Origin of the sequence: Shimia sp. Alg240-R146, from assembly GCF_947331465.1 — a bacterium.
GTDB lineage: Bacteria > Pseudomonadota > Alphaproteobacteria > Rhodobacterales > Rhodobacteraceae > Shimia.
In genome coordinates this window covers 1,789,444-1,815,087 of the sequence record NZ_CAMZOK010000001.1, presented here as the reverse complement: position 1 = coordinate 1,815,087, position 25,644 = coordinate 1,789,444, and the positions used below count along the sequence as shown (strand labels likewise).

Sequence of the window (25,644 nt, the reverse complement as noted above, 5' to 3'; positions counted from 1 at the left end):
CGAACCAAGGGAATACCATGAAAATTCACGCTCTCGCTGCCGCCTTGTTGCTTTCTGCCACATTTGCACAGGCGTCTGATCCTGAGAGCGTTGGCTGGGTCGACCTGACGCCGCCCTTTACGTCCTACGAAAACCCGTTTGCCGCTCTCTCAAGCGCTCAGATGAACCGCCTTGCGCATCTCTTGCAGCTTGAGACACTTGCGGACACCGGCACCGACGCCACCGCAGCCGAGGATGCCGCCGGCCTGCGCAAAGAGTTGAAGGCAGATGGCTTGGATGTGGATTTTCTGTTTGCTGAACGCCTGCGTATCATCGAACTGCGGACCCGCGAAGCCACCGATCCGAACGCCGACATCGTTGGGCGCAACATCCGCATTCCCGGTTATCTGCTGCCCTTGGACATCAAAGACGGCAAAGCGGTCGAATTTCTGCTGGTGCCCACGGTTGGCGCTTGCATCCATACGCCACCCCCCCCCGCAAATCAGATTGTGCATGTTTCGTATCCTCAAGGGTTTGAGACATCTGGCCTTTACGCACCGATCTGGATTTCCGGCGAAATCAAAAGCGAGCCGCAGGAAAAATCTCTTTGGATGGTTGATGGCAATGCCAATGTCGACATCACCTACACGATGGACGCAGCGGTGGTCGAACCTTACGTTGTGCAATAAATCAATGCCCCCCGGCCTTTTGGGGGGTCAGGAATGTTCCTCTGCCGCCGTGGCCGCCAATGCTTTGTTGAACGTCCGCAACGCATCCACATGAAACACGGCGCCCAAAAGCTCAGGTGGCTCATCCTCGCGCCCTAGACTGATCACCGGCACAAAGGCCGTACCCGTTGCCTCAAACATCGGCATCACGCTTTCCAGCGTCGCGCTGCCGTCCACATAGCTACCCTCTGACATCATTTCCCAACAGCGCTCCTCCGGTGCAGCTTTCGGGTCATCTTTAGAGCGCATCACCCCAGCCACACTGCACATCGACAAAAGATAGGCTTGAGGGCCAGCCGCGATATGAACCCCGCGACGTTCAAGTTGCGACAGAAAGAACGACTGATCTACCAGTCTTGAACTCAGCGCCGTTGAAACCGACACGGCCACCATGACCGCAAGTCCGGTTTGCCAGTCCCCGGTCATTTCAAAGACAATCAATGTGGTGGAAATCGGCGCGCCCAGCACCGCGGCGGCCACTGCGCCCAGACCGGCCAAGGCATAAAGCGTTGTAGTGCCCGACACATTCGGAAAAATTGCGGTTGCTATCAGGCCAAACGCCAATCCGGTCAGCGCCCCAACCATCAGCGCGGGAGAAAATACCCCTCCCCCCATACGTCCCGCCATGGTGATCGACACGGCAATCACTTTGAGCACCGCAAAAACAACCGCCTCGTGCAACACCAACTGCCCGGTCAGCGCCGCCGAGGTTGTCTCATAGCCAACGCCAATGATGTGCGGGAAAAAGATCGCAATGCCACCCAGCAAGGCGCCGGAAATCGCTGGCCGCAACCATCGCGGAATATTCAAATCCTGCTGCAGATGACTGGCCATGTCTTCGGACCAAAAAATGGTCCACATCAAGGCCACGGCCACCAGCCCGCACAGCCCGCCGAGCATCAAGAATGCTGGAAGTTCCTGATAGAACTGAAGGGCCGTTGCCGTCGGCAAGGAAAACTCGGTCACATCGCCAAATTCCAGCCGGTTGATCACAGTTCCCGCCACGGAGGCGATCACTATCGGTGCAAATGCGTGTACCGCGAAGTGGCGCAACACCACTTCCAACGCAAACAATGCCCCCGCAATAGGCGCATTGAAGGAAGCTGAGACAGCCGCAGCCACCGCGCAGCCCAGCAGATCGCGCCCTGTGATGCCGTTCGCCTTGATCCGGTCGCTCACCCAGCTGGCGATCACGCCGGCCATGTGAACCACCGGCCCTTCGCGTCCAGTGGAGCCTCCAGAGCTTAGCGTGATCAGCGAAGCCAGAGCCGAGGCGATGCCCGCTTTACGCTCCACCCGCCCTTCATAAAGCGCCGCGCCCTGAATGACATCTGCCACCGACCGCACCCGCCCATCCGGCGTGAAATGGTGCAGGATCAAGCCAACTGCCAAGCCGCCCACCGTCGGGATGACCAGCAACCAAAACCAGGGCAACGTGTCTGCAAAACTGTGCAGGTGGCTCAGGTCTTTGGTGCCGTAAAGAGTCGACTGCAGAAACCGAATGGCTTTGCGAAAAGCCAGCGCGGCAAAGCCAGCGCCGATCCCGATACCCAACGCAATCAGCCAAAATTGAAACTGACTAGGTCCTTTTTCCACCAGGACACGCCATCCGCCGCGGCAGGTCTCTGCCGCCTCTCGGGCGCTCTCCCTAAGGAAGGATCCAACGGACTTCGCCATAGTGCCTCGGTGCTTTCGGAGTTCTCTTCTGATGTAATCCGAAATTCGCGTTGGCGCAAAGAGGAAACCCCTTGTGAGGCCTCAACTTTTTGGGACTAGTCCAACAGGGCCCGTGCCGCTGCGCGCGCCTCATCCGTGATCGTGTCACCCGACAACATGCGCGCGACCTCATCAACACGGGCCGCAGCATCAAGCGGCACCACCTGGCTCAATGTGGCGTTATCCACCACGTGCTTTTGCACCCGCCAGTGATGCGCGCCCAAAGCGGCCACTTGCGGAGAATGCGTCACAACCAAAACCTGTCCGTCACTCGCCAACGCCTTAAGCCTGCGACCCACGGCATCCGCAGTTGCCCCGCCTACGCCACGGTCAATCTCGTCAAAGATCATCGTCACGCCCTGATCTTCCGAACTGAGGCAAACCTTGAGGGCCAACAGGAAGCGGCTCAGTTCGCCACCCGATGCGATTTTGCCCAACGGCCCTGCCGGTGCTCCGGGGTTCGTGGCGACCACAAACTCCACTTGATCGGTTCCATCCGGTCCTGCGTCGGCATCGGCAATGCGGGTTTCAAACACCGCCCGCTCCATTTTCAGCGGGGCCAGCTCGGACATCACGGCGCTGTCTAAGGCGCCCGCCGCCCCTTTGCGGGCCTGACTTAACTTGTCCGCTGCCGCATCATAGCCCTTTTGCGCCTGCTCCAGTTCGCTGCGCAGCGCCGCAATGTTGCCGGCACCGGCATCTAACGCTGCTAGGCGGCCTCGCAAGTCCTGCGCGAAATTGCCCAATTCGTCTGGCGCCACATCATGCTTGCGCGCCAAAGCCCGGATCGCAAACAAACGCTCCTCGACCTGCTCCAATTCATGTGGATTGAAGTCCAAAGCATCCAGTGTGCGCGCAACGCCGTCTTCGGCTTCTCCAAGCTCGTTGAGCGCGCGTTCCAGCGCCGCAATCGGTGCTGTCAGATGATCCCCTGTCTCCGCCAATGCGCTTTCAAGCCAGCGCAGCGCGTCGCTCATTGTGCCTTCGGCGCCGCCCGAGCCCAACATTTCATGCGCCCGCGCCACGCCCTCGCGCACCTTTTCTGCGCCTTGCATCATCCGCCGCCGGGTATCAAGCTCCGCCTCTTCACCCGGTTCGGGATCCAATTGGTCCAGCTCTCCAACCGCGTGCCGCAGAAAATCTTCCTCGTCCTGCACGGCCTTTAGCTCCGCTTCGGCAGTCGCCAACGTCTTGCGGGCAGCAGCAACGCCTGACCAGGCTTGGCGAACATTCTGGCGAAGTGGGTCCGTTTCAGCGTAGCTGTCCAGCAGGGCACGGTGCCCCTTTGGGTCCAGCAGACCGCGGTCATCATGTTGACCATGTAACTCAATCAGCGTCTCAGACAGCCGCCGTAAAACCTCGCCTGAACATCTGCGGTCATTCACCCACGCCGTCTTGCGCCCATCAGAGCGGTTCACCCGCCGCAGGATCAACTCATCGCCACCCGGCAACCCCGCGTCCTCGAGTACAGCGTGCGCAGGATGTCCTTCGGGCAGATCAAACTCCGCAACAACTTCGCCCTGCTCGGCCCCGGCCCGCACCAATTCAGCGCGGCCGCGCCATCCAAGCACAAACCCCAAACTGTCGAGCAAAATGGATTTACCGGCACCGGTCTCGCCGGTCAGCACATTCAGGCCCGGCTGGAACGCAAGCTCCAACCGATCGATGATCAGCATGTCCCGAATATCAAGCGCGCGCAGCATTGTCCGTCATCCGGCAGAGCACAGCCCCGCCGCCCTTTACAGCCACTTACCTTGCAACGTCTGGCGATAGACCCGTTTCAGCCAGCCATCACTCGCGGCTTCAAGTTCCAATCCACGACCGAGCAGAAGCTTGTAGCTGTCCTCATACCATTGCGTGCCTTGGAAGTTGTGACCCAAAATCGCGCCCGCAGTCTGCGCTTCGGCATTCAAACCAAGCGACAGATAAGCTTCGACCAAGCGGTGCAGTGCTTCGGCGGTGTGTGTGGTGGTCTGAAAGTCTTCGACAACAACACGGAACCGGGTGATCGCGGCGCCGTAGTGGTCCCGACGCAAATAGTAACGCCCGATTTCCATTTCCTTGGACGCCAAATGATCAAACGCCAAATCAAACTTGAGGATCGAAGAGCGCGCATATTCGGTGTCTGGGTAGATCTCGATCACCTTACGCAACTCCTGCAACGCTTGGAACGTCAGTCCCTGGTCGCGGCCCACTTCGTCGATCTGGTCGTAGTAGCTAAGCGCCAGCAAATACTGCGCGTAAGCCGCGTCCTCAGCAGCAGGATAGAAATCGATGTATCGTTGTGCAGCCGCACGGCTTTCGGGATAAAGTTGTTCCTGATGATAGCTGAAGGCTTGCATGATAATCGCGCGCTCGGTCAGCTCAGAGTACGGATACTGGCGTTCCACCTCGGAAAAATAAAACGCCGCGTCTTCGCCGCGCCCACGCCCCAGCTCCCATTCGGCCCGACCGTAAATCTGCTCAGCGGTAAACCCATCAAGAGAGAAGTCGCCGCGCTTGACTTTATCCGTCGTCGTGTCGCCACAAGATGCCGCCACCAAAACCGCAAGAATAGACCCGACAATGCGACCCCGTGTCTTGATGCCTGCCATAGTGCTCAACCTCTTGATCTTCCTCACGGCAGTTCGCCGTCCTTAGACAAGCTGTTAGCACAGAAAATTGCGGTGCAAAATGGATTTGGCACTTTTTGAGGGCGTTGGATCAGGCAACAGCCGGAATTTCACCGATATGTACACCAGCACCGGGCAATCGGGACGCAAGATCATCCGTGCAATCCGCAAAACACCAGGCCTCAGGATCGGCAAAAAGTGTGCGCAAAAGCTCGTTGGTGAGCGAATGGCCAGCGCGGATCCCGCGATACCGCCCCAGAATCGGCGCACCAGCCAGATAGAGGTCACCCACCGCATCCAACATTTTGTGGCGCACGGGTTCGTCCAAGTGGCGCAAGCCACCGGGGCTCAAAATTTTCTCGCCGTCAAACACCACAGCGTTTTCTTCGGGATTGCCGCCAAGCGCGAGGCCATTGGCCTGCATTGTTTCGACATCCGCCTGCCGACAGAACGTCCGGCTGTCACTCAGCTCACGCACAAAACTGCCATTGGCCAATGTCATACCTTTGGTCTGCTGCCCGATGGCTGCGTCTTCAAAATCGATATGGAATTCCATGCGCATGTCCTGATCCGGCAGCAGTTCTGCACGCGCATCACCACGCTCAACAGACACAGGTTTCAGAATGCGAATGGCGCGCACCGCTGCGTCTTGCTGAACCAGTCCGGCGCGCAAAAATCCCCGTACAAAATCCGCCGCGCTACCATCCATGATCGGCACTTCGGCTGCGTCGATTTCAATGAGAGCGTTGTGAATGCCACAGCCGGCCAATGCCGCCATAAGGTGCTCAATCGTTCCTACTGTCACGCCAGCATCATTTACGATACGGGTGCACAAAGCCGTTTGCTCTACTACGTCCCAACGGGCCGGAACCATCGCGTCTTTGCCAATCACGTCACTGCGCCGGAACCAAATGCCGTAGTCCGCAGAGGCCGGTTGCACGGTCATGCGCACGGTCTTGCCGGAATGCAGTCCGGTTCCAGTAAATGTAACGTTTGTTTTCAGCGTGGTTTGCACAGTAGTCCCCGAGTGACGCGGCACACCCCATTGGCCGCAACCTTGAACTATGTGGTTCCCGCCGTCATCACAATTCAATCTTTGTAACGGTCTGAAACATGCCTGAAACAAATAGGCGAAACGTCGCGCAGACACACTTAAGTCATTGCTTAAAATAGAAAAACCGCCCCCGATTGGGGGCGGTCGTCTAACGTTTTTTTCTCGATTAGTTTGCTTGACGGCGCAGGAAAGCGGGGATTTCGATCCGCTCTTGCTCCGGGTCCGCCTGAGCAGCAGGCTCCGCCGCCTGAGCGACAGGTTGCACCGAAGGCTGAACCCGCGGTTGTTGCGCCTGACGTGTGGGCTGGCCTTCCACCTGTTGTCCACCTGACATGCGGTGGAACAGGTTGTTGATGCCAAAGCGAGACCGCTCTTCTTGCGCTGGTTCTGCGCTTGCTTCTGGAACCACAGGACGGGCCGGAGCAGCCGGTGCTTTTTCCACTGCAGCTTGCAAACGCGCCATCAGTTGTGGTGTTGGCGTGCCCGGTGCCGGACGCTGAGGAGCCACGAATTCGTCGGTTTCCTCGGCCTGCACAACAGCCTGCTCAGCTGGAGCTGGCCGATAGGCTGGCGCCGGAAGCTCATCCGCAATTGCTGCAGGCGCATCAAATACGGGGGCTGCCGGGGCTGTAGGGGCCGCCGCATCCTCAAAAATGTGTTCCATCTGATCTTCGGCCGCAGCGGACTGTGGATCAATCGTGTCAAACAGACCCGGCTCACCCGCAACTGTTGGCGCAGCTGGCGCCGCTGCCACTTCAACGCTAACCTGCGCCGGAGCCGCCGTCATGGTCGGTGCTTCAACGCTGACACCCTCGGGGGCCGCAACTTCGGCACCTGGCAAGGGCTGCGCCATCGAGCGACGTGGCAATGGCATCGGGCTGGTGCTTTCCAGTGCGTCGATGCCTGTGGCCACAACCGACACACGCATGCCGCCTTCGAGAGCCGGATCCATAGTCGAGCCAACGATGATGTTTGCGTCTTCGTCCACTTCCTGACGGATGCGGTTGGCCGCCTCGTCCAGTTCGAACAGGGTCAGGTCGTGCCCGCCGGTGATGTTGATCAGAACGCCCTTCGCGCCGCGCAGCGAAATCTCGTCCAGCAGCGGGTTGGCTATGGCCTTCTCGGCAGCCTGAATGGCGCGGTTGTCGCCGTCGGCCTCACCGGTGCCCATCATCGCTTTACCCATCTCGTCCATCACGGCGCGGACGTCTGCAAAGTCGAGGTTGATCAGGCCAGGACGTACCATCAGGTCCGTCACACCTTTTACACCTTGGTACAGAACATCGTCTGCCATCGAGAAGGCTTCGGTAAATGTGGTTTTTTCGTTCGCAAGACGGAACAGGTTCTGGTTCGGAATGATGATCAGCGTGTCGACCATCTTCTGAAGCTGCTCAACGCCCTCTTCCGCTTGACGCATACGTTTTGCGCCCTCGAACTGGAATGGCTTGGTGACAACACCTACGGTCAGGACGCCCAATTCACGCGCTGCCTGCGCGATGATTGGCGCGGCGCCTGTGCCGGTGCCGCCGCCCATACCCGCGGTGATAAAGCACATATGTGCGCCCGCCAGGTGATCGACAATCTGTTCGATGCTCTCTTCTGCAGCAGCCGCCCCAACGGTTGCGCGGGCGCCGGCACCCAAACCTTCGGTAACCTTTACGCCAAGCTGAACGCGTTTTTCCGCGTCGCTTTGCTGCAAAGCCTGTGCATCGGTGTTCGCCACAACGAACTCAACGCCTTCAAGCTCTTTTTCGATCATGTTGTTGACCGCGTTGCCACCAGCACCGCCAACACCGAATACGGTGATGCGGGGTTTCAGATCACCCTCATCGGGCATCGTCAGATTCAAAGCCATAAAACTGTCCGCCTGTTTGTTGTCCCCGCATTCGCAGGAAATTATTCTGCCTTCTCAACGAATATTATTACCCACGCTTTCGGGAACCGTCATCCCCAAAAGCGCAATTCAACACAAAATGTGGGCCAAAAAACCGCAAAATTCGCGGTATTTCGCCAATTTTGGCAGATTTGGGGGATCGCGGACCTCTGCACACAAGACGCAAAAAACAGTCCGCGGAAAATACTACTCGCAGAAGAAGAAACTAGTCACATTTGGAGGCCACTGCTCGGCCCGCGTACCTGTGCTTTTGCACAGTTATCCACAGATTAACCCACAGGCGAGTCGGCGTCACCCCCGAAAATGCACTCTCACCAATTGTCCTTGAACCATTTCACTGCCCGCTTGAGAGAGCGCACCGGATAGCGCTCGACTGGCAGATCGAAATCCCACCATTCGTCCTGCGGGTGGGTCGCAAACAGGCACATGCCCACCGCGCTCGCAAATGCGGGTCCGGTCGCGGCTTGCGGCAGACCATGCACCCGCATCGGACGCCCAAGTCGCACTTGCTGTCCGAGAATTTTGGACGCCAATCCGTCCAGTCCGGGGATCTGGCTGCCGCCGCCAGTCAGCACGATCTGCTGGCTTGGCAAATGTTCAAATCCCGCGATGTCCAACCGCGCGCGCACTTCTTCGAGGATCTCCTCGACACGAGGGCGCATGATGCCAATCAACTCCGCGCGGCTGACCGAGCGGCGATCGTGCTCCCAATCGCCCGTGTCGCCTTCAAGGTCGATCATTTCGCGATCATCCATACCCGTGGCATGCACCCCGCCGTAAAACGTCTTGATGCGCTCCGCTGTTGCCGTGGGCACCTGAAGCCCCATCGAAATGTCGCTGGTGACATGCTCACCGCCCATGCGCACCGTGTCGGCATAGATCATATGTTTCTTCATGAATATCGACAGGCTTGTCGCCCCACCGCCCATGTCGATACACGCCGCGCCAAGTTCTTGCTCGTCCTCGACCAGCCCCGACATGCCCGACACATAGGCCGAGCTGGCAATGCCCGCGAGTTCAAGATCGCAGCGCTTCACGCAGTAGGCCAGATTGTCGATGGCGGCCTCATCAACCGTCAACATGTGCATATCCGCGGTGAGTCTCTGCCCCACCTGCCCGCGCGGATCGCCCAACCCTGAACGGTGGTCCAACGCGAAATTCACCGGCTGCGCGTGCAGCACGTCGCGCCCCGCTCCGTATTCCGGAACCTCACACGCTGCCAATACGCGTGCCACGTCCTGCTCAGACACCACGTCCGCTTCAACCTCGACACTGCCGTCCAGACCATAAGACCGCGGCTCCGCGCCGGAAAAACAGGCAATCACGTGATCGACACGGATCTTCGCCATCTTCTGCGCCGCTTGAACAGCGGTGCGAATGGCGCGTTCCGTTTCCTGCATCGCGCTGATTTCACCAAAGCGTACGCCCCGAGACCGCGTGGTCGCGGCCCCAATCACCCGAAACCCGCTTTGACCGGCCATCGAGCCGATGCCATCGGCGCTCGCTGCGCGATCAGTACCGTCAAACCGCAAAACCAGACAGGCGATCTTTGAACTGCCCACATCCAACACCGCCACCACGCCGCGCTGCATCGCCGCTTTGCGCATGTTGCGCATTGCACGTTGGGATTCATAAAGCTCTGTCATCTCAATTTTTCTCCACGGAGATCTGGCTGATGCGCCACCATTCTTCTATTGCGTTTTGCGTCAGGCGGATCGTCGGCCGCGCCGAAAGCCGCATGTCCACCACCATCAAGTCGCGCTCAAACATGTCGTGTGCTCCGTTCAGGGCAATCACCCGCTCCAACGCCTGAACTGCGCCCGTCTCCGGCAAAAGGATGCGCTGCTGTCGATCCAGCACGAGATCCCAGCGCCGCTCGCCCACACGCACCAAACCAATCACCCGTGCGCCCAAAGGTTTTGCCGCCGCGAACAACTGCATCGCTTCGGCGACATGGCCGTCGCCACCGTCACCGGCAATCAAGGGCTTTGTCGGGTGATCCAACATTGCGACCATCGGAGCAGTCACATGCCCGTCGATATCAACCAGCGCCAGCCCGTGATGTGTGCGCCACAATGCAATCGGGGTACGCTCCACAACATTGAACTGCAAAATCCCACCCGGACGGACCCGCACGGCGACCTTAGCAACCGCAGGCAACTCTTCCGCGCGCTCTTGGATTTGCGGCAACTCCAAATCAAAACTGGAGACAGGAAAATCCAGCGAAAGGATTTCGCGGATATCCTCAGCGGTGCCTTCAGAAGCCCCGTCAATCGCCATTGCCTTGACCATAAACTCAGGCCGCGTCGCCAATTCGCGGCGAAACTCGACCACTGCCAGATTTAGGTGCTCACGCCGCCCCTCGTCAGACAGCCACCAAAAGACCGCCCCCATCGCCAGCGCAAACGGCAACACCGTGCGCAAGGCCAGTCGGAACAATGGCGTCAGAAACAGCCGCTCCATACGGTATTTCCAGCGCGATGGCGCCGGATCGGCGCGGCCCGTCACCTGTCGCATGACGCGTCCTCCACAATCCAGCTGCAAAACTCAGGAAAGGTGATGCCCGCATGTTCGGCTTGCTCAGGCGACAAAGATGTCGGGGTCATGCCCGGCTGCGTGTTAGTCTCAAGGATAATCAAGCCATCCAACCCACGGGCTTCGTCCCAGCGGAAATCGGTGCGCGAGACACCGCGACACCCAAGGACCGCATGCGCCCGAAGCGCATAGTCCATGCAGGCGTCATAAATGTCTTGTGGAACATTGGCCGGAATTTCGTGCCGCGACCCGCCTTCGGCGTATTTCGCATCATAATCGTACCAACCGTCCGTAATAATATCGGTCACGCCAAGCGCGCGGTCTCCCATCACGGTTGTCGTCAACTCCCGCCCCGGCGCATAGGTTTCCACCATGACCTCATCGGGCATACTGTCCGCCAGCTGCGGCGGCGTATTGGCGCCATCGTTGACAATATATATGCCAACCGAACTGCCTTCATTGTTGGGCTTGACCACATAGGGCGGCGCCATCACGTGGCGCGCGGACACATCGGCCTTCGCCGCAATCACGCTTTCGACCACCGGCAGTCCGGCCTGCTTGAACACATCCTTGGAGCGCTGCTTGTCCATCGCCACAGCGGATGCCAGCACACCGGAATGCGAATAAGGAATTCTCTGCCATTCTAGCAGACCTTGCACGCAACCGTCTTCACCCCAACGGCCATGCAAGGCATTAAACACAACATCCGGAGAAACTTCGCCAAGGCGCACTACTAGATCGGGGCCTGCATCGACCTCGACCACTTCATAGCCTGCTTCCCGTAGTGCGGCCGCGCATTCACGCCCAGTGGACAACGACACTTCGCGTTCAGCCGAAGGTCCGCCCATTAATACCGCAACTTTGGGGCTTGTCCTGCTCGACATAACCCTATGTGCCTCAATGTCCCGAGCCGATTTTTGTCTGGCTCTTGTTGTTTGGGGCGTTTTGCCCGTTACCTGCGTTCACTGCCCAGCTGTATTTTTGCCTGCCGCCGGGTCAGTTTGGCTATTATGACGTCGACTTTTCGCCTACGCGCATAATTTCCCACTGTAGCTCTATTCCACTGTTTTGGAAAACCCTTTTTCGCACTTCCTCCCCCAGATTTTCCAAATCGGCGGCAGTTGCATCCTTTGCATTTATCATAAAGTTGGAATGCATCTCGCTCATCTGCGCGCCGCCGACTCTGGCACCGCGCATTCCGGCGTCATCGATGACCTTCCATGCTTTCAAATCATGCACATCATCGGCCTTACCGGTCGAGCTGAACCCGGCCGGATTGCGAAATGTGCTGCCGGCGCTGCGTTCTTTTGTTGGTTGGCTCGCATCGCGTTTCGCCAATTGATCGGCCATACGCGCCTCAAGCTCGGTCGCGTCGCCATCTGGTCCCTCAAACACCGCTTCAACCAAAACCCATCCTTCGGGCAATTCAGTCTGGCGATACTGAAACATCAAATCCTCAGCCGTCAGCGTGACGACCTCACCTTGTCGCGTCACAGCCGTCGCCTCAACAAACACGTCTGCGGTATAGGCGCCGTAACATCCCGCGTTCATCCGCACGGCCCCGCCCACTGCGCCGGGAATGGTGCGCAGGAAAGTCAAATCCACGCCCGCCGTCGCGGCCTTGCGCGCCACATGCGCATCCAGTGCTGCCGCGCCTGCCCGCACGCGGTTGTCCTTTATGTCGATGCCATTAAATCCGCGCCCCAGACGGATCACCACGGCCCGCAAACCGCCATCGCGCACGATCAGGTTGCTGCCCACCCCCATCGGAAATACAGCCACATCTTCCGGCAAGGCCCTCAAGAACGCCGCCAGATCCTCAATGTCCACTGGCTGAAACAGATAATCCGCCGGCCCGCCCACGCGCAGCCACGTCAAATCCGACAACGCACGGTTCTCAGTTAGCTTTCCACGTGTCTGAGGCATGGCTGTCATGGCAAAATTCCTTCAAATCTCAGGCACAGCGATACCGAAGCATGCGTCCTTGGGCAAGCCACCGACTGCTTAGGTCGCGCGCGCTTTGTGGGCCACCTTGAACAAGGTCCACGCGCAGGCCAATGACACCGCAACCGCGCCTAGCATCCACCAGCGATAGCTGCGCAACCGTTCCAGCTCTACCATCTCGGTCTCAGTCACCATGACGCCCAACGTCAGATCAAACAGCACCAACAAGCCAACAAGGCTCAACAATATCCCCTGTGCGCGCTTGAGATGTTCTTGCCTGTCCCGCCGGCCCGCCACAAAGCCGTACACCGGAAACAGAAACACGCAAAACCAGATCAGCGCACTCAGCGCCAAAGCCAGATCCAGCATCAGGTCACCCTTTTCTTGATCCAGAGCCAAAGATAGTAAACCGGCCAACGCATAACCCAACCGCCCATTATCAACAGGATCAATGCAATCCATGGCCCGTTTTGCACATAAACACCAATCAGAATGGGCACTGCAATCGCGATCATGACATATGCAAAGCGCCACAGATGGTCCTTGCTCGGAAACATCGCGCGAAAATTGGCCACCACGAGCCAGACACAGGCCAATGCCAACGACAGCGTCATTTCGGGATGTCTTCCGTTGGCAAACCCAGGGCTTTGCGGCCAAAGAACATCAATGGCCTGCGAAACATCGAGACAAAGCCGAACAAGGCCGCACCCCCGATCCACATGCCGTGCTCATACCAGATCACGCCTATCAAAACCGGCGCTGCCAAAAGCAGCGCAACGCCAGGCACATACTGCCGTCGCATCGGCAGCATCGCGACGCCCGTGGCCGCCAGCACCCAGAAACATGCCAAAACCAGTGATAAGCTCATCCGAATACCCCCAAATAAAGCCCCAAAGCGCCTAAGGCGAGCGCCATTCCCGTGACTGGCACCGCCATATGCACCCGAAAAGGCGCCTCCGGGCTGCGCAGTTTAAGTAAGATCAGGGCGGCGTTCATCACCACAAATGCTGTCAGCAAAATGATCGACGTGATCTCCGCAAGTGCTGAGACATTTGCGCTCATTGCCGCCAGGATGACAAGGCCGCCGACCAGCAAGGTCGCAACATACGGTGTGCCACGTTGCGGGTGTACATGATAAAACATCGCCAAAAGCTGTGTCCTGCGACCAAGGCCAAACAACACACGACTGGCCATGACGATCTGTGCCAGCACACCGTTGAGCGCTGCAAACACCGCAATTGCCGCCAAAACCGTCCCACTGTTCGCACCGCCTCGCGATTGCAAAACCAGCACCAATGGCCGCTCGCTTTCGGCCAGATCGGCAATCGGCACAACCCGTACGGTTACCCATGTCACCAAGGCATACACGACCGTCGTGATACCCAGAGACAGAATGATCGCCCAAGGCACATTGCGCTCAGGGCGTTGGGTTTCCTCCGCCATGTTCACAATGTCTTCAAAGCCGATAAAGGCAAAGAACGCCAGAACCGCCGCGGCGCCAATCGCGCCCCACGGCAAATCCACAAAGGGCGTGCTCTCGGCCATCGCCCAGTCCGTGGTCACAGAGGCCTGACTTCCGGCCCAGACAACCAGCGCCAATCCCGCCAGTTCAATCACTGTGAACACTGCCGCCAGCGCCAGACTTTCCATAACGCCGTAAAGTGCGACACCTATCAAAACGATCGCCAGACCAACTATTGCCACCACCTGTGGCAGCGATACCAGCGTCAAAAGATAGCCGGCCCCGCCCCGCAGAACGGCAGCTGCCGACACCACCCCTGTTGCCACAATCGCCAACCCCACAAGCACCGCCAATGCTTGTGACCCAAAGGCTTTCTCAACAAATGCGGCCTCTCCCGCAGCTTCGGGAATGCGGGCGGACAACTCGCCATAGCTCAGGGCCGTGGGCGCAGCCACCAATCCGGCCAGCAGAAACGCCAACGGCGCGTAAATTCCGGCTTCTCCCGCGACAGCGCCGACAAGCACGTAAATGCCCGCCCCCACCATGACACCGACGCCATAAGCGGTCAGCAGGCCCAAACCCACACTTCGTTTAAGATGTTCTGACACGTCTGCCCTCTGGTCTTTTCCCTAAAAGAAGCCAGACGACAGGAAATTTCCAGCGATTTTTTGACGCGCCGCCCTTAGGCAAGCCGTTCAGGCAACGCATTGGCCCAGCCGCTGATTGAGCCCGCGCCAAGGCAGACAACAATGTCGCCCGGCTGCGCGACGTCTTTGACCATTGCGGCAAGCTCTTCCTCGTTGCTGATTGCGACCGTGTGCCGATGACCATGCGACACCAGACCCGCAATCAAATCATCCCGGTCCGCGCCTTCAATCGGCGCCTCACCAGCGGCGAAGACATCTGTGATGCCGACCACATCCGCTTCGTTGAAGCAGGTGCAGAAATCTTCAAACAAGGATTGCAGGCGGGTAAAACGGTGCGGTTGGTGCACCGCAATCACGCGGCCTCCAGCCTCCCCCAATGACTGGCGTGCCGCTTTTAGTACAGCGGCGATCTCCACAGGGTGGTGACCATAGTCGTCAATCACGGTCACGCCACCAAGCACCTCACCAACTCTGGTAAACCGACGATTCACGCCACCAAAAGCGGCCAGCGCGTCACGGATTTCATCCAGCTTCATGCCCAGATGGCGGGCAATCGCCACAGCAGAGAGCGCATTGGACACGTTGTGATCGCCCGGCATTGGCAAGCTACATCCTTCGATCACCTGGCCCTCGGCCTGCAACTGAATGTCAAAATGCGCGACACCCGCTTTATACGTCAGGTTCATTGCCCGCACATCAGCCTGGGCATTGAATCCAAAGGTCACCACGCGCCTGTCGGTGATTTTACCAACCAGCGTCTGCACATCAGGATCGTCGGTGCAACAGACCGCCAACCCGTAGAACGGAATGTTGGACACAAAATCATAAAAGCCCTGATGAAGCGCCTCTTCAGTGCCCCAATGCTCCATGTGTTCCGGGTCGATGTTGGTCACAATCGCGATGGTTGCGGGCAAGCGGTTGAATGTTCCATCGCTCTCATCCGCCTCAACCACCATCCATTCGCCTTCCCCAACACGGGCGTTGGACCCATAGGCGTGAATAATGCCGCCGTTAATCACTGTGGGGTCAAAATGGCCATGATCCAGCAACGCCGCGACCATCGTAGTCGTGGTTGTCTTGCCGTGCGTTCCGGCCACTGCGATGTTGGATTTCAACCGCATCAACTCTGCCAGCATCTCGGCGCGACGCACCACCGGAAGGCCACGCGCTCGGGCCTCATCAAGTTCAGGATTGCCCGGTTTGATAGCAGACGAAATTACCACGACTTCGGCATTCTCGAGGTTTTCCGCGCGCTGCCCTTCAAATACGGTCGCACCCAATCCAACGAGACGCTCGGTGATCTTGGTTGTTTTCAGATCCGACCCCTGCACCTGATAGCCGTGGTTGATCAGCACTTCGGCAATACCGCTCATGCCGATGCCGCCGATGCCCACAAAATGGATGGAGCCAACGTCTCCGGGAAGTTTCGTCGCCGCATTCATAATCTTATTCCTTGTTCGCAAGCGCTTCGACCTGCGCCACCAGCGCCTCGGTCGCATCCGGCTTGCCCGCACTCAGAGCTGCCGTCGCCATCTGGCTCGCTCCTTGAGGGCTGCCAAGAATAAGCGCCATTTGTTCTGTCATGCTTTCAGCCGTCAAAAGGCTCTCGGGGATAACAATCGCCCCGCCGGCCTCCGAAAGGCCCTTGGCATTGGCTGTCTGGTGATCACCCGCAGCCGCTGCAAATGGGATCAGAATAGAAGGCCGTCCGATGACGCTGATATCCGCGACGCTTGAGGCGCCGGAACGCGACACAACCAACTGCGCCTCGCTCATGCGTGCGGGCACATCGGTGAAGAATGGCTGCACATCAGCGGAAATTCCGTGCTCAGCGTAAAAAGCGGTCACACGATCAAAATCTTCATCCCGCGCCTGATGACTAACCCTAAGGTTTTGCAAAATCGGCTTAGGCAATCCTGCGATCGCGGTTGGCACCACGTCACTCAGAATACGCGCACCTTGGCTGCCGCCAATAACTAGCACCGACATCGGATAATCACCGGGGGAAATATAACCCGCCCCTGCGCGGTCCATCACTGACTTGCGCACCGGATTGCCCACATGCAGCCCTTGAACGCCGTCCGGCAATGTCGTCGGCCACGTGCCGCACGCCACCACGCTTACGCGTTTGGCGAAAACTTCATTGACCCGCCCCAAAATGCCGTTCTGCTCGTGGATCATGCGCGGCAGCTTCATAAGCCAGGCCGCACCCATGGCAGGGATGGTTGGATAGCCGCCAAAACCGACCACCACGTCAGGGCGATCTTTGCGCATCTTGCGCATTGCTCCCAAAACACCGCCCAAAATGCGAAACGGCACCGCCAGCTTGGCAAGTACGCCACCCCGCGCAAAGGTCGCGCTGCTCATTTCTTCGATCTCAACCGTATGGGGAAATCCCCCAGTATAGCGGGCGCCGCGCGCATCCGTTGACAGTTTGACCCGCCATCCTTTGCGCAACATGACCTCCGCCAATGCCTGCGCCGGAAACATGTGCCCGCCTGTACCACCTGCTGCAATCACCAGAAGGCGCTGTTTACTCATCTCACGCGTCCCCGCAGAATATCACCGATCTCGCCCTGAGGCCGGCTGCGGGTAAACGCCAAAATCATGCCAACTGCAATCCCCCCAGCAATAAGGGAAGACCCGCCATAGCTCACAAACGGCAAAGTCATGCCTTTGGACGGCAAAAGTCGCACAGCGACGCCCATATTTACCATTGCCTGCACGCCAAAGATGCTCACCAAGCCTGTACCGGCCAGACGGATAAACGGATCACGCTCGCGCATCAGCCGGAAGTATGAGCGCAAAACAATCGTGGCATAAAGCGCAATGATCACCATCACGAGGACCAGACCATATTCCTCCGCCGCCACCGAAATGATGAAATCCGTGTGTGCATCCGGCAGCGACCATTTCACTGTGCCTTCGCCGACCCCAACCCCAAACAAGCCGCCCTCGCGGATCGCATTGGTGGCATGGCCAATCTGGGTTGTTGGGTCAAGCGAGCGATCTAGAAACCCGTCAATCCGCCGGGCGAAGTGCTCAGAGCCATTATAGGCAAGCTGCGCCGCAGGAATGAGCGCCAACAGGATGCCGCCAATCAGAACCATTGGTGCACCAGACACAAAATACATCACGCTCCAGCCAAACAGGATCAGACAGGCCTGACCAAAGTCCGGCTGCAACGCCAAAACCACAACGATTGAGACCATCAACAAAAACGACCACATGCGCCCGGGCGGACCATTAATCTCTTCGTTAGCCGCCATCAACCACGCACAAACCACCACAAAGCCGGGCTTCAGAAATTCCGAGGGCTGGATTGAGGCGAACCCCAACGAATACCAGCGCGTCGCGCCCTTGCCAAAATCGGTGCCAAACACCGGCAGCAACAACAGCGCCACCATCGTCACCCCAAATCCCAGCACCGCCAAACGGCGCACCAATTTGGGTGACATCATCGACGTCAGCATCATCGCGACCATCGCCGCGCCGCCAAAAATCGCCTGCTTTTTCACATAGTGAAACGGCTCAAACCCGTTTTTCGCCGCCAAGGGAGGACTCGCCGCCATGCCCAGCATAATGCCAATCACGAACAGCAAAAGAATGGACGTCATCGTCCATTTGTCCAGCGTTTGCCACCACTTGGGCAACACGGGCTCACGCTCGCGCGCCGGAAGCGCGCCATACACCATCTCTGTCATCGGATAACCGCCGATCTCTGCCTCTGATTGCCCAAACGCTAATGCGACGGGCTGCCCGTTTGCCGGGTCTGAGGGCACTTTAACACTCAAAACCTTTCAAGGAAAGTAAAGAGAAGCAGACAACGATACCCTTTCGCTTGACGCTTTGTGTCGCATCAGGCACCCCGCTGGCATGACTTGGGACACAATCATCCTTGGCGCCGGCGCTGCTGGCATGATGTGCGCCACGCAATGCGGTGGCCGCACACTGGTACTCGATCACGCCAAAGCAGCTGGCGAGAAAATCCGCATCTCCGGTGGCGGACGATGCAATTTCACCAACATCTATGCGGGTCCCGAGAATTTTCTGTCCGGCAATCCGCATTTCTGCAAATCCGCGCTCAGCCGCTACACCCAGTGGGATTTCATCGAACTGGTGGCCGCACACGGCATTGCGTATCACGAAAAAACCCTTGGCCAGCTGTTTTGCGACACGTCGGCCAAAGAAATCATCTCCATGCTGCACGCCGAGATGACCAAAGCTGGCGCCGAGCTATGGCTAGAAACCTCGGTCATCAACGTCGGCCACGACGGAACAGTCTACAGCGTGACCGTCGAGGCCTCGGGCAAACGCCAAATCTTGACGTGCACCAATCTCGTGCTTGCCACGGGCGGCAAGTCTATCCCCAAAATGGGCGCAACCGGTCTTGCCTATGACATCGCCCGCCAGTTTGGCCTCAGCGTGACCGACACCCGCGCGGGCCTCGTGCCGTTCACGTTTTCCGATGGCCGTTTCAAAGACATTTCAGGCGTGGCGCATCCAGTGCGCGCCACCGCAAATGGCACACAGTTTGACGAGGCGATGCTGTTCACCCACCGCGGCCTCTCCGGCCCCGCGATGCTGCAAATCAGCTCTTATTGGCATGAAGGCCAGCCAATCTCGATAGACCTCTTTCCGGACAACGATCCCTTTGAAGAGCTGCGCACCCGGCGGCAGGACTATGGCCGCCGCAACCTGACAACCGAACTTGCCACCTTGTTGCCCACCCGATTGGTTGATCATTTAGGTCAGCACATGGATCTGTCCGGCAACCTCGCTGATCAATCCGACACACGGCTGCGCGCGCTGTGTGATGATCTCAAAAGTTGGCAACTGTCTCCATCCGGCACCGAAGGCTACCGCACCGCCGAGGTCACGCTTGGCGGCATCGACACCAACGATTTGTCCTCAAAAACCATGGAAGCGAAAACCCGAAACGGCCTCTTCGCAATCGGAGAGGCCGTCGACGTCACCGGCTGGCTCGGTGGCTTCAATTTTCAATGGGCCTGGAGCTCAGGTTGGGCCGCAGGCCAGGCCATCTCCGAACGTTCCTGACGCCTTCAACGGTGCGCAGACGCCTTCTCAAACACGCTAGACAAACGGGTCCGCAACTTCTTGGCGGAACCCTTCAAAGCCGCTTGAATATCCGCCGCCCCATGATGGGCTGACATTGGATCCATACCGCGCGGGCGCGCTTCTATTGTGCACAGAATATGATCCGGCCCGTGCTTCTCAGCGTTCTGATCCTTCAAATGCACTTCGATACGGGTCAAACGCTCGTCCATATGTCCCAAGTCGTTCAGAACGGCCGCTTTGGCCACCTCAATCACCCGTTCATCACCATGAATGAAGTTGTCGGTATTCACCTGGATTTGCATCGTTGGATCCTTTCCTTGTTGCCTTAAAAAGGTATGTACTGGATTCATGCAAAACAAGAATTAGGCCGATGAAATCAAACTAAAATTCACCCGAAACAATCTTAAAGCGGCCAGTTATTGCCTACGTGATCGCGGCTGTCACCAGAGTCGCGAAATCATCGCCGCGCTTCTCGAAACTGTCATACTGATCAAAGCTCGCAGCAGCAGGCGCCAGCAAGACGACATCGCCATCCTTCGCGTCTTCAATGGCGCGCGCCACGGCCCTTTGCATCGTGCCACAGACCTCGGCATCAACGCCCTTGAGCTGCATCGCGAACCCCGCGGCCTCCCGCCCAATCACATAGGCTTTGACCACCTCGTCAGCACTTTCTGCCAAATTGCCCAGACCGCCTTCTTTCTCCAAGCCGCCGCAAATCCAGCGGATGCGCTTGAACGCCGACAAGGCCATCTTTGCCGCATCCACATTGGTGGCTTTGCTGTCGTTCACAAAAGTCACGCCGTTGGCTTCTGCAATGATCTGGCTGCGATGTGGCAAGCCGCCAAAGCTTGCGAACGCCGCCTCAATCACCTTGGGCGCCAGCCCAAGCGCGCGACACACTGCGTACGCCGCACTGGCGTTCTGATGATTATGGGCTCCGGGCAGACCTTTGATCGGCCGCAAATCGATCGATCCAGCTTGCCGTCCTTTGCGGTATTCGCTCAAGAACCCTTTGCGGGCAAACACGTTCCACCCTGCTTCGGTCAGCTTGCGTTCGACAGAGACGCGGATCACCCGATCATCTGCCGCGCCTTCACTCAGCTGTCCTGCCAGATACAGCCCTTCGTCCTCGTCCACACCCACCACGGCGCGATCCGGCCCGCCTTCGGCAAACAGACGCCGCTTGGCCGCAAAGTAGCCGCCCACGCCCGCGTGCCGGTCCAAATGATCCGGCCCCAAATTGGTGAATACACAAATGTCGGGCGTCAGGCTGCGCGCCAAGTCCGTCTGATAGCTCGACAACTCAAGCACAACGACCTCGCCATCCGCCGCAGGCTCCAGATCGAGAACGCCACGCCCGATATTGCCTGCCAATTGCGTGCGCCGTCCGGCCTCGCTCAGCACGTGATGGATAAGGGCTGACGTGGTGGACTTACCGTTTGATCCTGTCACCGCCACCACGCGTGGCGCAGTTTCAAACATGTCCCATTCACGCGTCGCAAACGACCGGAAGAACAGGCCGATGTCGTTGTCCACCGGCACACCGGCCAGCATGGCCGCCTTCACCACCGGGTTCGGCTCCGGATAGAGGTGCGGAATGCCCGGGCTGACAATCAAGGCCGCTACGCCTTCAAACGCGCCCTGCTTGAGCAAATCCCTACAGACAAACCCTTCGACCTCCGCCTTTTCCCGCGCGACCGGATTGTCGTCCCAACAGACAGCCTCCGCCCCGCCTTCACGCAGCGCCCGCGCGGTGGCAAACCCAGAGCGCCCAAGCCCCAGCACAGCCACCTGCGCGCCTTCATACCCCTGAACCGGAATCATCGCTCGTCCCCATATTATCTTTGCCCACAGAGTGCCTTGGGACGCAGACAGGCACAAGGCATCGCCGCAAACGCAACAGCCCGCGCGTCAGCGCGGGCCATGCCCAAGGTTTTGAATGTCACAGGTTGCCTGTGATGGAGAAAGCGCGGGAGCCCTGCCGCCAGCTTAACGCAACTTCAGCGTCGCCAGACCAACCATCGCCAAAATGACCGCGATGATCCAGAAACGGATCACGATCTGCGGCTCTGACCAGCCCTTCTTCTCGTAGTGGTGATGGATCGGCGCCATCAGGAACACCCGCTTGCCGGTGCGTTTGAAATACAGCACCTGAATGATCACACTCAGTGCCTCCACCACAAACAGACCCCCGATGATGCCCAGCACCAATTCGTGCTTTGTGGCCACCGCGATGGCCCCCAAAGCCCCGCCCAATGCCAGCGATCCGGTGTCGCCCATGAACACTGCCGCAGGCGGCGCGTTGTACCAAAGGAATCCAAGCCCCCCGCCTATCAGCCCGGCAACAAAGATCAGGATTTCACCTGTGCCCGGTACATAATGCACGTCCAGATATTCGGTAAAGTCGACACGGCCCACCGCATAGGCAATCACGCCCAAAGCACCTGCGGCGATCATCACCGGCATAATCGCCAGCCCATCCAGTCCGTCTGTCAGGTTCACGGCATTGGCCGCGCCCACGATCACAAACATTGCAAACGGGATGTAAAAGATACCCATGTGGAACAGAACTTCTTTGAACACTGGCACGGCCAGTCTTTGCTGCAACAATTCTGGCTGCAAGAACGTGGCCCAAACACCGGCAATCGCTGCAATCACAAACCCCAGCAAAAGCCGCACCTTGCTCGACACGCCCTTGGTGTTTTGCTTGCTGACCTTGGCGTAATCATCGGCAAAGCCAATCAAACCATAAGCCAGCGTCACAAACAGGATCATCCAGACAAACCCGTTGTCCCAGCGCGCCCACAGCAAAGTTGACGTCACCAGTGCGCCCACAATCAACAGGCCACCCATAGTCGGCGTGCCTGCTTTGACAAAGTGCCCCTCCGGCCCGTCATCTCGGATCGGCTGGCCTTTGCCCTGCTTGCGGCGCAACACATTGATCAATGGCCGCCCGAACAGAAAGCCAAAAATCAAGGCCGTCATGAAGGCCCCACCAGCCCGAAAGGTGATGTAGCGGAACAGGTTGAAGAAATCCCCGCCTTCTGAAAGTTGGGTCAACCAATACAGCATTCAAACGTCCTCATTTACAGTCTTCGGGGCGGGATGGCCCAGTTTGCGGATTGCGTCAACCACCTTGGCCAACCCCATCGACAAAGACCCTTTCGCCAAAACGGCATCACCAGCGTCGACAAAACGGCGCACATCCGTCGCCATTTCGTCGCTGGTTTCGGTCCATTCGCCGCGTTTTTGTTCGGGCAAGGCCTCATACAGATGCCGCATCAGTGGCCCTACACAATGCACAGTGTCGATCTTCTCAATCGCCGGATGGTCGGCCAATGCGGCATGCATGGCATATTCTTGCGGCCCGAGCTCTTTCATATCCCCAACAAAAGCAATCCGACGGCCCGCGCCAACGCGTCCAACACCGTTTTGCACCTCCGCCGCTGCCAGAACCTCCAGCGCGGCACCCAGCGATGTGGGATTGGCATTATACGCATCGTCAATCAGGTCAATCACCCGATCGGTTTCCACCGGATCAAGCACAATGGTCTCGCGTGCACCGCGTCCACTATAGGGTGCCCAACTGCCCAATGCCGCCGTCGAAAGCGCCAAATCTGCCCCCAACGCCTCTGCGGCTGCCAACGCGCCAAGCGCGTTCATTGCAAAATGGCGACCGGCACTTTGCACCTTGAACATCAAAGCCGCGCCATGCGCGGTTGCCCGCGCCACGGTCACATTGCCGCTCAACAAGACGTCGGCCAAATGCCAATCATCGCTGGTTTCGCCAAACTCGACCCGCTTACAGCCAAGCGCATCGGCGCGCGCGCGCAGCACATCCGCCGTTTCTATATCTGCGTTGATCACCGCGACCCCGTCCGGTTCCAACCCGTCAAAAATCGCCGCCTTCTCCGCAGCAATTCCCGTCACATCATCAAACGCTTCCAGATGTACCGCGGCAACTGTGGTTACCAATCCCACATGGGGTCGCGCCATCTTGGCCAGGGGCGCGATCTCTCCAGGGTGGTTCATGCCGATCTCAATGACGGCGAATTCTGTGTCCTTTGGCATGCGCGCCAACGTCAGCGGCACGCCCCAATGGTTGTTGTAGCTCGCGACACTTGCATGCGTTCGGCCCTGCGTCGACAGCATCGCCCGCAACATTTCCTTGGTCGAGGTCTTGCCAACCGATCCGGTGACCGCCAAAACCCGCGCCTTGGTGCGCGCACGTCCCGCCCGACCCAAAGCTTCGAGTCCCGCCAGCACATCGTCCACCACCAACAGCGGCGCGTCGTCTGACACCCCGTCCGGCACGCGGCTGACCAATGCCGCCGCCGCGCCCTTTTCCAGCGCTTGCGCGACAAACTCGTGTCCATCCCGCGCCGCCGTCAAGGCTACAAACAGATCGTCCGCTTCAATGGTGCGCGTATCAATCGAGACGCCGTCGATCTGCCAATCGCCAACCGCGCGACCGCCGGTGGCGGCAGCTGCCTCACGTGCAGTCCACAAACTCATGCGAAACCTCCATCCAGCGCCGCCACAGCCACACTGGCTTGCTCGGCATCATCAAACGGCAACACGTCATCGCCGACGATTTGACCGGTCTCGTGCCCTTTGCCGGCAATCAACAGCGTATCTCCGGGTTGCAACGCATCCACGCCGCGCAGGATCGCCTCGGCGCGATCACCCACTTCGGTTGCTTCCGGTGCACCTTGCATGACCGCTGCCCGAATATCTGCCGGCACTTCGCTGCGCGGGTTGTCATCCGTCACGAAAACCACATCGGCGTTTTCTGCCGCCGCTCGCCCCATCAAAGGACGCTTGCCTTTGTCGCGATCACCGCCTGCGCCAACGATCACGATCAAACGTCCCATTACGTGCGGCCGCAACGCCTTCAGCGCAGTCGCCACGCTGTCTGGAGTGTGAGAATAATCCACAAACACCGCAGCCCCGTTTTCACGCGTCGCCGCCAACTGCATTCGCCCGCGAACCGTTGTCAACGCGCCCAATACTTCAAACACCCTTTCTGGCTCGGCCCCGCACGCAATTGCCAAACCCGCCGCCAACAAAACGTTTTCCGCCTGAAACCCACCCAAAAGGTTCAGTCGCGCCATGTATGTGCGACCTCGAAAGGCGAACCGAATTTCCTGACCGGTTGAATCAAATCGCTGACCAAGCAGTTCCAGATCCGCGCCTTCGCGGCCCACAGTGATCACCTTCTGACCGCGCCCCTTGGCAATCAGAACCATATCTGGTCCGCGCGAGTCTTCGACATTGATAACGGCCGTGCCGTCGTCCGCGAGAACGCGATCAAACAACCCCGCTTTGGCGTTGAAATAGTCTTCAAACGTCTCGTGATAATCGAGGTGGTCCTGCGTAAAATTGGTAAACCCGGCAGCACGCAACTGCACACCATCCAAACGTCGCTGCGCCAGCCCATGTGAGGACGCTTCCATTGCGCCAAAGGCTATTCCGGCATCAGCCGCAGCTGCCAATGTGCGGTGCAATGTGATCGGCTCTGGCGTTGTATGGTTTAGCGGCGCGGTAAAATCCCCTTCGACACCTGTGGTGCCAAGGTTCACAGCCTCTAACCCCATTTCCTGCCAAATCATGCGCAAAAATGTGGCCACCGAGGTCTTGCCATTGGTGCCGGTTACAGCGGCCATCACTCCGGGCTGCGCTCCAAACCAAAGCGCGGCAGTATAGGCCAGCGCCATGCGGGGATCTTCGGTTACAACCACGGCCGCGCCGCTTTCGGTCAACACATCGCTCGCGATCCGCGCGCCTTCAACGTCGGTCAGCACCGCCACCGCACCCTGGCGCAAAGCGTATTGAATGAACTCCGCACCGTGCACGCGCGTGCCGGGCAAAGCGGCAAACAAAAAGCCGTCCCGCACTTCGCGACTGTCGACCGCCAGACCGGTTATTGTGGGATTCGTACCACTTGCAGCCGCAAGTCCCAGTTCTGAAAGCTGTTTTCCGCCCGCTGTCATC

At 58.6% G+C, this 25,644-nt stretch carries 23 protein-coding genes; 2 read left to right on the top strand and 21 right to left on the bottom strand.

The window, feature by feature from the left end; translation table 11 throughout:
• The first annotated feature begins 17 nt into the window (after window positions 1-17).
• Entirely contained in the window at window positions 18-668 is a 651-nt protein-coding gene (locus PG871_RS08760; protein WP_270728431.1) for a DUF3299 domain-containing protein, read from the top strand.
• A 27-nt stretch (window positions 669-695) separates the two neighbouring features.
• On the opposite strand, the gene PG871_RS08755 is transcribed toward PG871_RS08760, so the two are convergent.
• The 16 genes from PG871_RS08755 to ftsW form a co-directional block, all read right to left on the bottom strand.
• Window positions 696-2,384, bottom strand: a complete 1,689-nt coding sequence (locus PG871_RS08755; RefSeq protein ID WP_270728428.1) for a chloride channel protein — start codon at window positions 2,382-2,384, stop codon at window positions 696-698.
• Window positions 2,385-2,479: 95 nt separating this feature from the next.
• Window positions 2,480-4,126, bottom strand: coding sequence for a DNA repair protein RecN (gene recN / locus PG871_RS08750; RefSeq protein WP_270728426.1), 1,647 nt, complete (start codon window positions 4,124-4,126; stop codon window positions 2,480-2,482).
• A 36-nt stretch (window positions 4,127-4,162) separates the two neighbouring features.
• Window positions 4,163-5,017, bottom strand: a complete 855-nt coding sequence (locus tag PG871_RS08745; protein ID WP_270728425.1) for an outer membrane protein assembly factor BamD — start codon at window positions 5,015-5,017, stop codon at window positions 4,163-4,165.
• A 109-nt stretch (window positions 5,018-5,126) separates the two neighbouring features.
• Complete coding sequence (gene lpxC / locus PG871_RS08740) at window positions 5,127-6,050, bottom strand: UDP-3-O-acyl-N-acetylglucosamine deacetylase (RefSeq protein ID WP_270728422.1); 924 nt, start codon at window positions 6,048-6,050, stop codon at window positions 5,127-5,129.
• A 205-nt stretch (window positions 6,051-6,255) separates the two neighbouring features.
• Complete coding sequence (gene ftsZ / locus PG871_RS08735) at window positions 6,256-7,944, bottom strand: cell division protein FtsZ (RefSeq protein ID WP_270728420.1); 1,689 nt, start codon at window positions 7,942-7,944, stop codon at window positions 6,256-6,258.
• Between the two features lie 350 nt (window positions 7,945-8,294).
• Window positions 8,295-9,629, bottom strand: a complete 1,335-nt coding sequence (ftsA, locus tag PG871_RS08730; protein WP_270728418.1) for a cell division protein FtsA — start codon at window positions 9,627-9,629, stop codon at window positions 8,295-8,297.
• Between the two features lies 1 nt (window position 9,630).
• Window positions 9,631-10,500, bottom strand: coding sequence for a cell division protein FtsQ/DivIB (locus tag PG871_RS08725; protein WP_270728416.1), 870 nt, complete (start codon window positions 10,498-10,500; stop codon window positions 9,631-9,633).
• Window positions 10,488-11,366 (bottom strand): D-alanine--D-alanine ligase, encoded by an 879-nt coding sequence (locus PG871_RS08720; protein WP_443020482.1) that lies wholly within the window; start codon window positions 11,364-11,366, stop codon window positions 10,488-10,490. Before PG871_RS08720 ends, PG871_RS08725 begins: the two co-directional genes overlap by 13 nt.
• Before the next feature lie 160 nt (window positions 11,367-11,526).
• On the bottom strand, window positions 11,527-12,453 hold the full coding sequence (gene murB, locus PG871_RS08715) for a UDP-N-acetylmuramate dehydrogenase (RefSeq protein ID WP_270728411.1): 927 nt from the start codon (window positions 12,451-12,453) through the stop codon (window positions 11,527-11,529).
• Between the two features lie 69 nt (window positions 12,454-12,522).
• Window positions 12,523-12,831 (bottom strand): hypothetical protein, encoded by a 309-nt coding sequence (locus PG871_RS08710; RefSeq protein WP_270728409.1) that lies wholly within the window; start codon window positions 12,829-12,831, stop codon window positions 12,523-12,525.
• Complete coding sequence (locus tag PG871_RS08705; protein ID WP_270728406.1) at window positions 12,831-13,076, bottom strand: DUF2484 family protein; 246 nt, start codon at window positions 13,074-13,076, stop codon at window positions 12,831-12,833. The genes PG871_RS08710 and PG871_RS08705 overlap by 1 nt, the downstream gene beginning before the upstream one ends.
• Window positions 13,073-13,330, bottom strand: coding sequence for a DUF2484 family protein (locus PG871_RS08700; protein WP_270728403.1), 258 nt, complete (start codon window positions 13,328-13,330; stop codon window positions 13,073-13,075). Before PG871_RS08700 ends, PG871_RS08705 begins: the two co-directional genes overlap by 4 nt.
• Window positions 13,327-14,532 (bottom strand): APC family permease, encoded by a 1,206-nt coding sequence (locus tag PG871_RS08695; RefSeq protein ID WP_270728400.1) that lies wholly within the window; start codon window positions 14,530-14,532, stop codon window positions 13,327-13,329. The genes PG871_RS08700 and PG871_RS08695 overlap by 4 nt, the downstream gene beginning before the upstream one ends.
• Window positions 14,533-14,606: 74 nt before the next feature.
• Window positions 14,607-16,013: a UDP-N-acetylmuramate--L-alanine ligase gene (murC, locus tag PG871_RS08690; protein ID WP_270728398.1), complete on the bottom strand. Its 1,407-nt coding sequence runs from the start codon at window positions 16,011-16,013 to the stop codon at window positions 14,607-14,609.
• 4 nt (window positions 16,014-16,017) lie between these two features.
• A complete protein-coding gene (locus tag PG871_RS08685; RefSeq protein ID WP_270728395.1) occupies window positions 16,018-17,112 on the bottom strand; it encodes a UDP-N-acetylglucosamine--N-acetylmuramyl-(pentapeptide) pyrophosphoryl-undecaprenol N-acetylglucosamine transferase in 1,095 nt (364 codons plus the stop codon).
• Complete coding sequence (gene ftsW / locus PG871_RS08680; RefSeq protein ID WP_270728392.1) at window positions 17,109-18,275, bottom strand: putative lipid II flippase FtsW; 1,167 nt, start codon at window positions 18,273-18,275, stop codon at window positions 17,109-17,111. Before ftsW ends, PG871_RS08685 begins: the two co-directional genes overlap by 4 nt.
• Window positions 18,276-18,447: 172 nt before the next feature.
• Here ftsW and PG871_RS08675 point away from each other — a divergent pair, with 172 nt between their 5' ends.
• Entirely contained in the window at window positions 18,448-19,629 is a 1,182-nt protein-coding gene (locus PG871_RS08675; RefSeq protein WP_270728390.1) for an NAD(P)/FAD-dependent oxidoreductase, read from the top strand.
• A 5-nt stretch (window positions 19,630-19,634) separates the two neighbouring features.
• Here PG871_RS08675 and PG871_RS08670 read toward each other — a convergent pair whose 3' ends face one another.
• From PG871_RS08670 to PG871_RS08650, 5 genes are all read right to left on the bottom strand, one after another.
• A complete protein-coding gene (locus tag PG871_RS08670) occupies window positions 19,635-19,952 on the bottom strand; it encodes a hypothetical protein (protein WP_054001858.1) in 318 nt (105 codons plus the stop codon).
• A gap of 121 nt (window positions 19,953-20,073) precedes the next feature.
• Window positions 20,074-21,474 carry a UDP-N-acetylmuramoyl-L-alanine--D-glutamate ligase gene (gene murD / locus PG871_RS08665; protein WP_270728384.1) on the bottom strand — a complete coding sequence of 467 codons (1,401 nt, stop codon included), beginning with the start codon at window positions 21,472-21,474 and terminating at the stop codon, window positions 20,074-20,076.
• A 165-nt stretch (window positions 21,475-21,639) separates the two neighbouring features.
• Entirely contained in the window at window positions 21,640-22,722 is a 1,083-nt protein-coding gene (gene mraY / locus PG871_RS08660; RefSeq protein ID WP_270728382.1) for a phospho-N-acetylmuramoyl-pentapeptide-transferase, read from the bottom strand.
• Window positions 22,723-24,165, bottom strand: coding sequence for a UDP-N-acetylmuramoyl-tripeptide--D-alanyl-D-alanine ligase (locus tag PG871_RS08655; RefSeq protein ID WP_270728380.1), 1,443 nt, complete (start codon window positions 24,163-24,165; stop codon window positions 22,723-22,725). It abuts the gene before it with no gap.
• The gene (locus PG871_RS08650; protein ID WP_270728378.1) at window positions 24,162-25,643 is read right to left on the bottom strand and encodes a UDP-N-acetylmuramoyl-L-alanyl-D-glutamate--2,6-diaminopimelate ligase; all 1,482 of its coding nucleotides are present in this window, start codon (window positions 25,641-25,643) and stop codon (window positions 24,162-24,164) included. Before PG871_RS08650 ends, PG871_RS08655 begins: the two co-directional genes overlap by 4 nt.
• Window position 25,644: the final 1 nt, after the last annotated feature.